The 13411-nt window shown below is 40.0% G+C and carries 11 protein-coding genes; all 11 read left to right on the top strand.

Translation table 11 applies throughout. The features are described 5' to 3' along the window. Positions 1 to 52 precede the first annotated feature (52 nt). The 11 genes from LMB56_RS06630 (at position 53) to LMB56_RS06580 (ending at position 13397) form a co-directional block, all read left to right on the top strand. Positions 53 to 466: a head-tail connector protein gene (locus tag LMB56_RS06630; protein WP_229283563.1), complete on the top strand. Its 414-nt coding sequence runs from the start codon at positions 53 to 55 to the stop codon at positions 464 to 466. Further along, the gene (locus LMB56_RS06625; protein WP_229283564.1) at positions 369 to 722 is read left to right on the top strand and encodes a phage head closure protein; all 354 of its coding nucleotides are present in this window, start codon (positions 369 to 371) and stop codon (positions 720 to 722) included. The genes LMB56_RS06630 and LMB56_RS06625 overlap by 98 nt, the downstream gene beginning before the upstream one ends. Next, on the top strand, positions 706 to 1080 hold the full coding sequence (locus LMB56_RS06620) for an HK97-gp10 family putative phage morphogenesis protein (protein WP_152697327.1): 375 nt from the start codon (positions 706 to 708) through the stop codon (positions 1078 to 1080). The genes LMB56_RS06625 and LMB56_RS06620 overlap by 17 nt, the downstream gene beginning before the upstream one ends. Further along, on the top strand, positions 1077 to 1496 hold the full coding sequence (locus LMB56_RS06615; protein WP_229283565.1) for a hypothetical protein: 420 nt from the start codon (positions 1077 to 1079) through the stop codon (positions 1494 to 1496). Before LMB56_RS06620 ends, LMB56_RS06615 begins: the two co-directional genes overlap by 4 nt. Continuing rightward, a complete protein-coding gene (locus tag LMB56_RS06610; protein WP_229283566.1) occupies positions 1496 to 2125 on the top strand; it encodes a major tail protein in 630 nt (209 codons plus the stop codon). Before LMB56_RS06615 ends, LMB56_RS06610 begins: the two co-directional genes overlap by 1 nt. Positions 2126 to 2177: 52 nt before the next feature. Then, positions 2178 to 2534, top strand: coding sequence for a phage tail assembly chaperone G (gpG, locus tag LMB56_RS06605; protein WP_003663707.1), 357 nt, complete (start codon positions 2178 to 2180; stop codon positions 2532 to 2534). Positions 2535 to 2729: 195 nt separating this feature from the next. Further along, a complete protein-coding gene (locus LMB56_RS06600) occupies positions 2730 to 7229 on the top strand; it encodes a phage tail tape measure protein (RefSeq protein ID WP_229283567.1) in 4500 nt (1499 codons plus the stop codon). A gap of 3 nt (positions 7230 to 7232) precedes the next feature. Next, positions 7233 to 8075 (top strand): phage tail domain-containing protein, encoded by an 843-nt coding sequence (locus tag LMB56_RS06595; RefSeq protein WP_182586782.1) that lies wholly within the window; start codon positions 7233 to 7235, stop codon positions 8073 to 8075. Positions 8076 to 8102: 27 nt separating this feature from the next. After that, positions 8103 to 10622: a phage tail protein gene (locus tag LMB56_RS06590; protein WP_229283615.1), complete on the top strand. Its 2520-nt coding sequence runs from the start codon at positions 8103 to 8105 to the stop codon at positions 10620 to 10622. 16 nt (positions 10623 to 10638) lie between these two features. Further along, entirely contained in the window at positions 10639 to 10956 is a 318-nt protein-coding gene (locus tag LMB56_RS06585; protein ID WP_229283568.1) for a hypothetical protein, read from the top strand. Next, on the top strand, positions 10956 to 13397 hold the full coding sequence (locus LMB56_RS06580; protein ID WP_229283569.1) for a BppU family phage baseplate upper protein: 2442 nt from the start codon (positions 10956 to 10958) through the stop codon (positions 13395 to 13397). Before LMB56_RS06585 ends, LMB56_RS06580 begins: the two co-directional genes overlap by 1 nt. The last annotated feature ends 14 nt before the right edge of the window (positions 13398 to 13411 follow it).

Genomic DNA, 13411 nt, shown 5'->3' with positions numbered 1-13411 from the left:
TATACTTCAACCGATACTAAGGATCAACTGTTAACAAAGCTAGGTGAGTAGGATGGAAACAGACCACACTTTCTCGAGTAATGAACAGTTCTTTGATAATTTGAAAAACTACTGCAAAATTGACCAGGACTTTGATGATGAAATTCTTAAAATAATTGTTGATGCCGCCGCACTGATGATTGCAAGGGCAATTAAATGGGAGAGTAAGCCTGCTGACTACTCTGACGAACCGCGATTCAAAATCGCTCTCATGAAGCAGGTGAAAGAAGACTTCTATGAACGAGGAATTACTGCAGATAGTTACCGACCAGTTCTTTCATCAGGAATTGATGGCCTTATTAATCAAATAAGTAGTGAGGTGAATACCGATGAAACTACGGAACATGACGGAACGGATAACATTTTACTCAATCCAAATGGGGATCAATCCGGAAACTCATCGACCGATCAAGGATCAGAAAGTTAAGGAATTTACCGTGTGGGCAGAAGTTCCTAAAATGTCGGTCCGTGAATTTGTCCAAAACAGTTCAAACGTGGGGTTCAGAAAAGAATCACCCACGTTTTTAATTGCTTTCAAAACTCGTAAGGAAATTCAATCGAATTGGTTAATTAACTGGCGAGGAAAATGGTATGAAATCACGGGAATGGATCCTGATTATGCAAAGCGAGATCTAACAAAAATTACCGCCCAGGAGGTTGTCCAAAATGGCAGTGACCGGTGAAGCAGAGTTAATTGCTAACTTAAATAAACTTGAAAAGACGGAAGAAAAGAAGGCACGAAAAGCAACCCGTGATGGTGCTAAAGTCTTTCAAGAGAAATTAAAAGAAGTTACTCCAGTTGCAAAGAGCGGTGATCACTCTAATATGACCCCCTTAGCTGAACATACCAAACACGGTAATTTGAAAACTAGCGATGGTGATTATTCAATGGATGTTGGTTATGACAAAGAAAAAGGTTGGATTGCTCACTTTCCTAATGCAGGAACTTCTAAACAACATCCACAGCACTTTATTGAAAAAGCACGGGCACAATCTAAAAAAGAGATACTTGCTAAATATATTGAGGACTTGAAAGTATGAAAACTCCAGAGATGCAAGTAGCTGATTATCTGACGAATGATGAGCGCTTAGTCGCAATGATGGATGAGTTGCGACAAGATAAATTATCATATGTTCCAATTTTTACTAGTACGCCTGATGATCCATTTATTAAAGCGAGTTCAGCACCGTGGATTCGGATCACCCCTATACCTGGGGATGATGCGATCTATAGTGACGATGCTCGCTTTTTTGAATACCCACGTGTACAAGTTGATTTTTGGATTCGTGAAGAGAATAATAACCGGCTAATGAATATTCAAGAACGAATATATGAAACCCTCCATAGTCATGGTTTTGAACGTTACTACAAGAATTCTTATCCGGATCCGGACTTGGATAATTGCATAATGGTCACAGCTAACTTTGAAGGGTTTGAAGAAAGGAATGATATTTAATGGGAACACCAAATGCAAAAGTTGCTAAGTTTGGGGCCTCTAATTTTGAATATGGGGTACTAGACGAGAACGAAAAGATTAAAGATACCCGAAAGATGAGCGGGTTAAGTGAAGTTAAGTTGGAGCTGACTAACGAATTAAAGACGTTAGCAGCCGATGACGGTCCTTACTTGGTTCTTTCTGGTGGAATTACCGAAGCTAAGGAAACCATCAACCTTTATGATATTGATTCCATCATGAAGAAAGATTTATATGGAATTGATATTCAAAATGGTACAGAAGTTTACACTAAGAACCTTATGCCAAATTATGTAGCTACTATGTTCCGGACAAAACTTTCAAATGGAAAGCATTGTTGGGTTGGTTTAACCAAGGGGATGTTCTCCTTACCAGGTATTTCAATCAAGACCCAGGACGGTGCTCCAGATCCAGAAGCAGATGAAATCGAAGGTAATTTTGTTCCGCGTGGGGATGCGGATACTGGAACCATTCTTTTAATCGGTCGGGAAGATAATGAAGGATTTGATTTTGCTAAGTTCCATGCAATGGTCTTTGGTGAAGAAGCCCCAGTAACTGATCCAACCAATACAAAAGATACTAAACCAGGAACTGTTGTTGATAACGGATAACTAATTAATCAGACAGAGACGAGTTAAGTGAGACGATGAGGAGGAGATAGAAATGCCATATAAATTAAAAGTAAAAACAGATGGCAAAGAAACAATCTATGAGCGAAAAGAAGCTCCAATGCTTGAAAATCTATTAGATGCATTAAAGGTTCAACGTCAAGAAATCGTGATGTACTCCGATCCAAAAAAATTGCCAACAGATAAAGATAATGAACGATTATTAAGTTTACGGGCTGAGTTTGCTGCCAATTTTTGGAAGAATGGTTTAACTAAAAAGGATGTTCTTTCAGGAGTTACGGCTATAGAAGGGCTAATTAGCATTGTTAATGCAATTAATGAAACTCTTGGTTCTCCTCTAAGTGAAGACGACTTAGAAGATAAAAAGGATAACGAAAAGCCAAAAAAATAACTGTTGAGATGATTGATGATTCAATCAAGAGTCTCACAGATTTTATTAAAAATAAAATGCGTGATGGATATAAATGGAATGAGGTCAGTAAGCTAACACTTTCAGATTTGAAATTAATGAATTATGTCTTTGAAGAAAAACAGACAACTATTGATAAAGCATTCCCATTCTTATTCTAGGAAAGGAGGTTAAACAATGACCCAATCATTAGGACATTTGGCAGCGACTGTTAGTTTGGATATTAATCCATTTAAAGCGGCTAATGGTGTTTTAAAAGCGCAAATTAAATCCACTGCTAATGCTTTACGTGCGCAAGAAGCGGCACTGAAAGCATCCGGTGGAAGTATTAATAATATGCGTGCTGCTTATGCGACTATGAGTCAACAAATGCGCAATTATAATGCACAACTCCAGAATGCTAAAAAAGCAATGGATGATACTACCAGGAGCGAGCAGTCACGAGCTAAGGCAGCAACTCAATATAATAAAACGTCTGCGCAAATCGAACAATTACGTGGGCGAATGCAAGCTCTCAATCGTGATATTGAATTACAGTCGAACAAGTGGACACAACTTGCTAATCGAACCCAACATTTTGGGAACGTGGCCACCAGTGTTGGTTCTAAAGTATCAGGACTTGGCCGAGGAATGTCAGAATATCTAACATTACCTATTGCTGCTGGGTTAACTTATTCTGCAAAAAAGCTAGTTGATTTCCAAGATCAGATGCTTAAGACTAAAAATGTTATCCGGACCTCTGGAGAATCTGCCGCTGAAACTAACTATGCCTACAAGAAGATGACCGCGGATGCACGGAAGTATTCTGACGAGTATGGTGTTAGTCAGCAAAAGATTGCTGCCGGGTATCAAGATCTAGTAAAGCGTGGTTACACATCTAAAGCAGCAATCGGAGTAATGCGGAACGAACTTAAAGCATCTGTGGCCACCGGGGATGATTTCAATGATGTAATCAATGTTGCCTCTCAAACGATGGAATCATTCGGCTTGGCAACCGACAAGGCCGGCCGACCGATCAAGAACGCTGCAGTCATGCAACGACGATCTACTAAGACATTAAATGAATTAGCCTATGCTGCCGATGCCACATCAACCGATTTTCAATCACTTGGTGTGGGGATGTCATATGTTGGCTCAACTGCTCATCAAGCAGGTTTTAGTCTCTCGGAAACTGCTAGTGCGATGGGTATTCTTTCTAATAATGGTCTGGAAGCGGACAAGGCCGGTACTGGATTACGGAAAGTAATTAATTCTTTAGTTACTCCTACTGCAAATGGTCAAAAGGCATTGGCAAGTATTAATTTAAGTACTAAGGACTTCTTAGATAAAAATGGTAAATTGAAGTCAATGTCATCCATCTTCAAGACATTAGGCGATCATATGAAAGGAATGACTGGTAAGCAAAAGAACGACATCTTCCATGCGTTATTCGGGACTACGGGTCAACAAGCCGGTGCTATCTTAACTGAAAACGCCAACCGTTTACGGGAATTAAATAAAGAAGTTCAGAATTCTACTAAGCGTGATTATATTGGTGACCTTGCACAAAAGAACCTTAAGTCTCCTAAAGTACAGCTAGCAATTTTCAAGGAATCACTAACGAATGCTGGAATGGATATGGCTAAGTATGTTCTGCCAGCAGTGATTCCGTTAGTACAAGATATTTCCAAGCTTGCTCATGGCTTCGGAGATTTATCACCAGCTGTTCAGAAGGCAATTGTAGCAACTACCTTATTCACAGCGGGAGCTGGCCCATTGTTCTTAATTCTCGGTAAGTTGACGAGCGGTGCTGGTAAAACTGTCCTCGCTTTTGGTAAGCTTACCGCTGGCTTAGGCCGAGCACAGACTGCGATGAAGTTAGGAGCCAGTGGCTTAGACGTTATTGGCTCAGCATTTTCAAAATCAACGTTTCAAGCTGCAAAGTTTGGAACAACCATGACTGGTGCAGGTGGTCGAGCGGTTCAAGCTGCTAATGGTGTTGGTGCTGCGACTGTCGCTTTACAAGGTACCGGTGTGGCTGCAGGTGAAGCCGGTGCCGCTACTGCCGCGGCTGGAGTATCTTTAGGAACAATTGCAGCCGTTGCTGGAGTTGCTACTTTGGCCATTGCCGGTGGAATTACTGTTTGGGAGCTTTGGGGTAAGAAAGCTGTTGAATCGTCACAACGAACAGATCGTTGGGGATCTGACGTTGGTGCAGCTGCTGATAAAGCTCTTGGGAAATTTAAGAATACTTCAACTGGTATTCAAGCGGCTTTAACCGATATGGATACTGCAACAAAAACTTCTACTAAAAGTATGGCGGATTCATTTGATCGTGAATTTAGTCAAATGGAATCAGATGCCCGGAAACATTTAGAAGGTGTTAAAAAGGCTGAGAAAGATATGTCTCCGGAAGTTGCTGCAGCAGTTGATCGGGAAGCACAGCATGAAAAAGATACGATGAATAAGATCCTTAGTAATGCTGATCAAGCCAGGACAAGAGCAAATACAATCCTACAGACTTCTAATAAGAATATTGCTAGTTTGAGCGATACCCAACGAGTAATGTTGCAAAATAATCAGCAACAGATTATTGATGATGAACTCAAAATGTGGAGCTTAACTGGTAATCAGCGTAAAAAAGCAATGGCGGCATTAAATAACGATGTTGCTAATATGTCTCATCGCCAACGTAATACAGCATTGGCCGATTTGCGTACTCAATCTGATAATATGCGTAATGAATATGCAAAACAGGAAAATAGTCTTAAGCGTCAATTAAAAGCTGGAACTATTAATCAAAATGAGTATGCTGCTGGTATGCGAGCTAATAAGAAAACTCTTCAAGACTATGTTGATAAGGCTTCTGCTGAATACATTCGGTTAGCACGTGCCAACGGGCAATCTACAAGTCGCATTAAAGAAGATATGCAAGCAGAAGGATTAAGTTATTCGGCCGGAATGAAACAACTGGATAAGCTGGCCAAAAATGCTGAAAAGAATTCTAAGAGTATTGCTGTTTCTCTTGATGGCCTCAAAGGCAAAACTAAGGATGCCGCTAAAATGTGGAATGACTTAGTTTTCGATCCCAAAACTGGTAAGGTTCGGACTAATGCCCAGGAGGAAGTTAACAAGGCTGTTAATTCCAAAGATCAATGGAACCAAATTAAACTTCTGAAAAAGGAAGGTAAGTTGAGTACCAATGCTCAACAAATGGTGGCAGCTGCATTAATCGAAAATGGTAAATGGGATAGCATGAGTTGGAAAGAGCAGAAAGCCTGGTTGAAAGACGGGTTCAGTGAAACGATTGTCCAAGCTTTAGAGAAGTCAGGTGAATGGAATAATCTTGACCTTAAGACCAAAGAGGCAATTGTTAAAGCTAAAGGCAAGCAAGAAATGGCCGATATTCTGCTTGAATCTGGTGCGTGGAATTCCTTGTCGTTGAAACAGCAGGAAGCGGTAATTACTAATAAGGCAACTAAGCCGATTTATGAAGCTTTGCGAAGTTCCGGACAGTGGAATAATTTAACCTTAAAACAACAGGAAGCGATTATTGACGCTAAAGGAACTTCACAATTAGTTGATGCGTTAGTGCAGGCTAATCAATGGAATAATCTTACATTTAAGCAACAGCAAGCATTAGTAACAACTAAAGGGACTACTGATGTAATGGATGCTTTGAATAAAATCGGACGATGGAATCAATTATCGCCTAAACAACAAGAAGCTATTGTTAATGCCAAAGGTTCCGGCCAATTAGGGGAATTAATTTCAAAGTACAATCTTTGGAAAGGGATGCCAGCAAGTACAGTTAAGCAAATTGTTGCAGAAGATAGAGCCAGTGGAAACTTAAAGGCTGCTAATGATGCAATTCTTGCTTGGCAACGTGCTAACCCTGGCGCTCCTAAAAATGCTTTAGCCGTTGATAATGCTAGTGGACCATTCCAGAATGCTACTGGAAGTGTATTTAACTGGAACGGAACTGGTGCAAACTCAAAGTCAGCCAACGGATTTGATAATGCTTCTGGTCCGTTTGGTTCTGCTACCGGTTCAGTCGGAAATTGGAATGGGACTGGCGCAAGCACTAAAACAGCTAAGGCTAATGACCAAGCTAGTAGTGTTATTAAAGGAGCTATTGACTGGATTAACAAATGGAATAGTACAAGCCCGATTGTACAGACTATAAAGACTGTTCATGAGTTTGTTACTAAGCATCATGCTAAAGGTACCAACTATCACCCGGGTGGGCCAATGGTTGTTAATGATCAACCAGGACCGGTCTTTCGGGAAGCCGTTCAATTCCCAGGGGCAGAACCATTTATTCCGTTTGGTAGAAATGTTCTTTTAGATGCACCTCGTGGAACAAAAGTTGTTAAAGCTAGCGATACTGCTAAGATGTTTAAGCACTTGCCACAATATGCTAATGGTACTGATGATGCTGTTTCTGTATTAACTAACTTCAAGCCTAATATGCAAAGCACCCAAGTTGTAAATAATTACAATAACGGTGGCCAAAGTAATAATGGAATGCAAAAAGAGATGTTAGACCGAATGGACCAGATGCTCAACCGCTTTGGGACAATGCTGGGCTTAAACGCAGCTCAACTTTCTGCAATTAAAGCCGGTGCCTTTGATAAGAACCAGTTTTATGGGATTGAAGGAACTGATCAAGCATTATTTGATAATCAGCATCTTTAGGAGGTGGTCGTAATCGCTGTAAATATTCTTTACATTAAAATTGATGATCAAAAAGAAGTGGCCAGCACAGATATTACTGACCACTTAACTTTTCTTGGCTTAACTGAATCGCCTAGTATTGTTAATAATTATCGTGATGATTCCCAACAAGATGGTCAAATTTGGAGTTATTCCCGTTATGGCCAAACGACGATCACCGCTAAGTTCTTATTGCAGTTCTTTGATCGAAAAGACTTTAAGATGGCAAAACACGAAATTTATCGTGTCTTTGCACAAAAAGGAATCTTTAGGTTAAGAACAGGAGTTGAACCTGATATTGTCCGTTACTGTCGGGCTAGTTCCTTTGAGATTAAAAGCGAACCAGAAGAAGTTAACTATTGTACGTTTGAAGTGCCTTTTGAAAATCCAAGCGGAATGCGATTTAGTAAATTGCATACGGATGAGATGAAAGATGAGGATTTCTTAGACTTGAATATGAACATGGATGAGGAAACTCCTTCATACCATTTCAAAGGCCAGAATAAATTTTCCCTCCTTAATGATAGTGATATTACAATCGACCCTGTTGAACAGCGTCATGATCTAAAAATTACTATTAAGCATAATGGCGGAAAGTTCACGGTAAAGAATACAACCACTAATACTTCCTGGACGTACAATCAAAATCTATCCGGAAACGATACTCTTTTATTAAAGGGACGTCGGACATTTAAGAATAATAACCCAGACAGTGCCAATACCGATTATGGCTATATTACTTTAGCACCTGGAAAGAATGACTTTGAAGTTACTGGTGCAGATGATTTGGAAATTACATTCAGTTTCCCATTTATGTATCTTGGTTAGGAGGTGAGGACAATTAGTTTAGTATTGATGACACCTCATAAAGAGACAACTAAGGAGCCAATTGGAGACATTATTCTATGGCCGACAATGCAAAGCGAGTGGTCTAAGAACTCAACCTTTCAATTAACCTTTTCAGTATTTGATTACGACTCAGCGTTGTATGATCCGTTAGATGTTGAAAGTTCGATTGTGCTTGAGGGACAGGAATATATTGTAAAAAATTGTGTTGAAAACTTTGACACTAATACGAAAAATATCACTGCCTGGCATGTTTACAATGAGATTAGTCGAATTTATAAACGAAGTGACCTTACCTTAAATAACAATCAGGATAGTAATGCTAGTAAGGATCAGTCTTATGGAGTTGAGGACTTACTAAAGGCGTGGATTGATGGCAATAAGCTAGGCTTTAGCTATGAAGTTCATGGTAATTTTGATAAACAATTAACTTCTAAGTTCGATAGCGGCAGTGGTAAAGAGATGCTTAGTAAGATTACTGAGTTATGGCCAAGTGCAGTTATATATCCGGACAACAAGAAGATACGGGTTTATTCAGAAGATGAGTTCTATAAGGATAACGGTCGAGTGATTGATTTTCCAAGGGATGCAAAGTCAGTTAAAACCACTCGGGACAGTCAATCAATTATTAATATGATTCGTTGTGTGGGTGGTAAACATGAGGTTCAGCACACTGTTTATACTGGAACAGGTGGAACTAATGCTAATGGACCAACTGAGCCAGTCAACGGTGATTGGACACCGGTTATTCAGTATGCTGCTAGCTTTTATGGAATAAAACCGAATGCTCAGCAGCTTAATGTTTTACGGGCACAAATTCGTTTAGAATCGGGTGGAAACGAGACGATTCCGCAACCAGGAACTGATCCAGATGGAGATGGTTCTGGCCCGGCGCTTGGGTTACTTCAATTTAAGCGAGGAACTTTTAATACTTATTGTCGGGAGCCCTATACAAATATCTTAAAGGGTTTTGACCAGTTAATTGCGTTCTTCAATATTCCTAATGCGCTAGGACAAATTAATGGTGTTACTGGTTGGAGTCCTCATGGTGCCCCAATCACGAAAGATAAATTGATCATTTCACCACCTAATCCGTGGGGATGGCCTTTTCCAGATGTTGGAGAAGGTCATTTTTCATTGGGACAAACTTTTGGAACGCACCCTCAAGATGGAGTAGGGCGAACTAATGGTTTTCATGATGGTCTTGATTTTGGTTCTGTCGATCATCCTGGACGTGATGTTCATGCGATTCATGGTGGGAAAGTCCAGGATATTGGATATATTGCTGGACTGGAAAACTATATAACCATTGTGTCGAATGATTATTTAATTTGCTACCAAGAAGCATTTTTGAATCGAGGAGATATTACTGTTCAAGTTGGGCAAGAAGTTAAGACGGGGGATGTTATTGGTCACCGTGATACTAGTCATCTTCATATTGGAATCACTAAGCAAAAGAATTTAATGACTGCATTGAAAAGTGCCTGGTCAAATGATGGAACGTGGCTTGATCCCTTACAAGTTATTCGTGATGGTATCGGTGGTAAAGAAACTAATGATACTGTCGGAAATGATACAACTACAGAATCACAAGAAGAGTATTACTTCCAACCGTTTATGGTAGTTGATCAAAAGTCAATTGACGAATGGGGAGAGCATCCTGGACCTGATCTTGTTGATGAAAGATTTCAAGATGCAGATGCAATGCGTAAATATGCATTAACTACTCTTAAACCCGACCCAGATTTAAATATTGAGGTCACACTCCAGGGAAATTCATTTGTACCTGTTGCTGGTGAAATTCTAAGGGTGCTTGCGCGTGATAAATATTCAGGTAGTTATAAAACTGTTGGCTATACGATTTATCCGGAAGCCAAGGGACAGGATAACCAGATTACGTTAAATAATTCAAAAACGACTATTTTAGATTATCAAAACCAGAAAGCTAAACGTCTGCAAGAAGCTCTTGAAGAACAACGACTCCGGATTAGTGGATTAGCAAATAGCATGGATCAGCAATCCAAGTCATTAACGCAAGTCGTGAATAATAAGAAAGAGACGGATAAGAATATGGAAGTAGTAGACCAGAATATTTACTGGATGCAAAATGGTCAGCATAATTTAGTAACTACGATGACCGGCGGAACTGCTTCCAGCGAAAAATATAATGACAGTCCGGTAATTGAGGTTGAACAAGGCACTCTCAAAAGCAATGAATTTAGCCTCAACGGTGTCTCCTCCATCTCAAGTCGTCTCATGGCTAAGTTAAATACGACCGATAATTCAATTTCCGCCACTACTTATGTTGAATTCTTAAAGAGCGATGGCAGTTCAGCCGGCAAATCGAATGTTGTCTATATCGTCAATAACGGCGCTTGGCAATCCGCCGGCACAGTTAACATTAAAATTCCAGCCGGCACTACTAAAGGAAGATTAGTTTTTGATGTTTCTGGATCTGGTAAAGCATACGTATCACGGGCCCAGGTAAATCTAGGTTATAGAGTGACGGATTGGGGAAGTTTGAAGTGAGGAAGGAGATGGCCATTTGGATTTAGAAACTAATCTAGATTTGCAGAGTGGAAGAAAATTCCGCCAGCAATTAATAAATAATTTAACGATAATTCAAAATGAGGATAACAAAGACGATAATCTCCGTGACAGACAGTATAAAGAATTGATTAGGCTACTTGAGGAGATTAACACTCGTCTCAGCCAACTTGAACAAGAAAAAGCCACGCGAGATGAACTAAAAGATGCTCAAGAAGCGTGGAAAAAGAAAATTGAGCATGTGGCTTTGGGTACCGACTATGAAACGGTCGAACAAGCTGTCATGCAGATTTTGAAAGAGAAAGGAATGATTTAATGTCACAAACATTAACTTATGTGATCGGTCAAGATCGGCGTACGCATGTTGACAATATGCAAGACTTCAAGGTTAACTTTGATGGCAGTAATACTAACTGGGTCCAAGCGCGTCAGTATGAGCGAAGCATGCGCCAAGTCTTTGTCAATATCAAGAACGAAGACGGGACACCCCTAGACTTAACTGGTTGCAACGTCTGGTTTGAAGGTTTGCTGCCTAAGAATTCCGCCGGCGACTTCCGAGTAATTGATGATAAAGGCTACGTTGCCCTTGACCCAACTGCCGGCCGTTTCCGTTTCGACATGCCTGGTCATGCCTTTACAGTCGCCGGTTCTTACCGCCAAGCCTTTTTCCGCATTCTCAAAGACGGTAACTCTATCACTACCTTAGAATTCGACCTCGACGTCCTTGCCGATAAGGTCATTGATGGTTTGGTACCACGAACGTATATTTCACCTGTTGAAGAGTTAATCAATGAAATTGAAGCTAAGTACCAAGACAGTACCGATAAGCTTACTAAGATGACCAGTGACTTTATTGATAAGTTTACCCAATCAATGAATACGTTAAAGGCTTTAGGTGCCACTGTCCAAAATGGTTTGGATGCATTAGAACAAAAGATTAAACAAGATGGTTTGTTTACGCAAGCCGAGGCAGATGCGTTTAAGCAGGAAATTCAAAAAGCACTACAAGATACAATTGATTCAATTAATAAGCGTGGTAATCGTGCCTATGCAACTGTGGCTGATATGCAAAAAGATTCAACGCTTGCAGAAGGAACTACTGTTGAAACTCGTGGTTACTATGCAGAAAACGATGGAGGAGCAACTACTTATAAAGTAACTGCCAATCCAGTTGGCTTTAGTATTCCGCTAGATAATGGATTAAAAGCTGAACAAATTAACTCAACTGGCAATACCTACTATGATGAAATTACTTGGCAACGAACTCGGGATCATGATCATCACACAACTATCTATACGGTAGAAGTACCAAAATTTGATGAACAAGGTAATTTAATTATGCCAAGTTATCATTTTGAAAAAGAAACCTTTTCTCCTAACCAGCATGCTCAAGAAAGTCATTCGACGCTTACAATTAACGGAAGCGCTGGGGTTTATATTGGCGGTACGAAAAATGGTGGTTGGACAGTAGGTAACATTATCAATGATGGCAAAGCAGTAGCTACTTATGATTTTAGTAAACAATTACCGGGTCGAATGCGAGTATTAGCGATTATGAAAGATCGCTCAATCAGAGAGTATCTCGCAAACGGCACAACGACTGACCAAATGATTGCTGACGGAGCACAGGTTGCTTTCCCTGTATATTTCCCATTAGTAAAAGATGGGATTGTAGTTGATATGAGCGGTTTTGACGATAGTGTAGCCGATGAAGAGCTTGCTGGAGGCAAGACGACTACTCATAATCCAGCAATCGGTTTAGGTGAGAAACCGGATGGTAGTTGGCTTTTCATCGGCTGTGATGGCAGAAGGATTGATGAAGATGGTTTAACAGCACAAGAACTTGCTCAGAAGTTTGTTGCTACAGGCTGTATTCGTGCTTGGCGACTTGATGGTGGTGGCTCAACTTCTATTAGCTATTGCGGCTACAAGCTTAATAAAAATCTTGATGACAATGGTTGGAGTGATCGAAAACTACAAGGAACAATTGACTTCATTAAGCCAACTGCTGCAGATAATGCAAACTCTGTAGCGGTTTCTAAAGCAGCTAGTTTTCTTCAAAATTTAAATTCTCAGCTATCTTATCCTCTTAATACCTTTGTTTACTCTAGCTTTGCAGTTCTTGGGAATACTTCTGTGAATAATGAAGATGAATTAAAGGCATTCCTTGACGAAGTTGCTTGGCGGTTAAATGAATCGCAAATGGTTGAAGGCGCTCATTTGACCGGAATTTTAACGGTTCGTTACACTAATTCATCAATTGCACAAGCCCTACATTATCCAAATCTTTTAGGCGACTTTATTTGGGACTACACATGTTCTGCTGGTGCTCATAATTCAGGAATGTTTAAGTTAACATCAGTTAACGATAACCACATGGTGGTTTGGAAACAATTTACTAAACTTCAAGATAAACATTGGTCACAATGGGTTTGCGATAACATCGCCTATAGCCTTACACCTAAAACAAAGAGTGTTGACGTGGTAAGATTTTCCGCATTCCGCTTGAAAGATCATGTTGAGATTAACGCATTAATTAATGTTAATTCCTCAAGTTGGACTACTTTTGTAACGGGACTACCAGTCCCAGCAGAAGGTAATACTACTGATACTAAACTTAGTGTTAATAAAGTTAAGCCAGTTGTAATTTCCATCGATTCAAGTGGTCAATTAATCGCCCGAGCGGATACACCCGATCAAGTAAGTATTCGATTTACTTATACAGCAGCAGGACTTGATATGACAATTCCATACTAAAGAAAAGGAGAAAT

This window comes from Limosilactobacillus reuteri (genome assembly GCF_020785355.1).
GTDB classification, from domain to species: Bacteria; Bacillota; Bacilli; order Lactobacillales; family Lactobacillaceae; genus Limosilactobacillus; species Limosilactobacillus reuteri_I.
The sequence above is the reverse complement of the archived record's forward strand: the minus strand, read 5'-3'. Positions and strand labels throughout refer to the sequence as shown.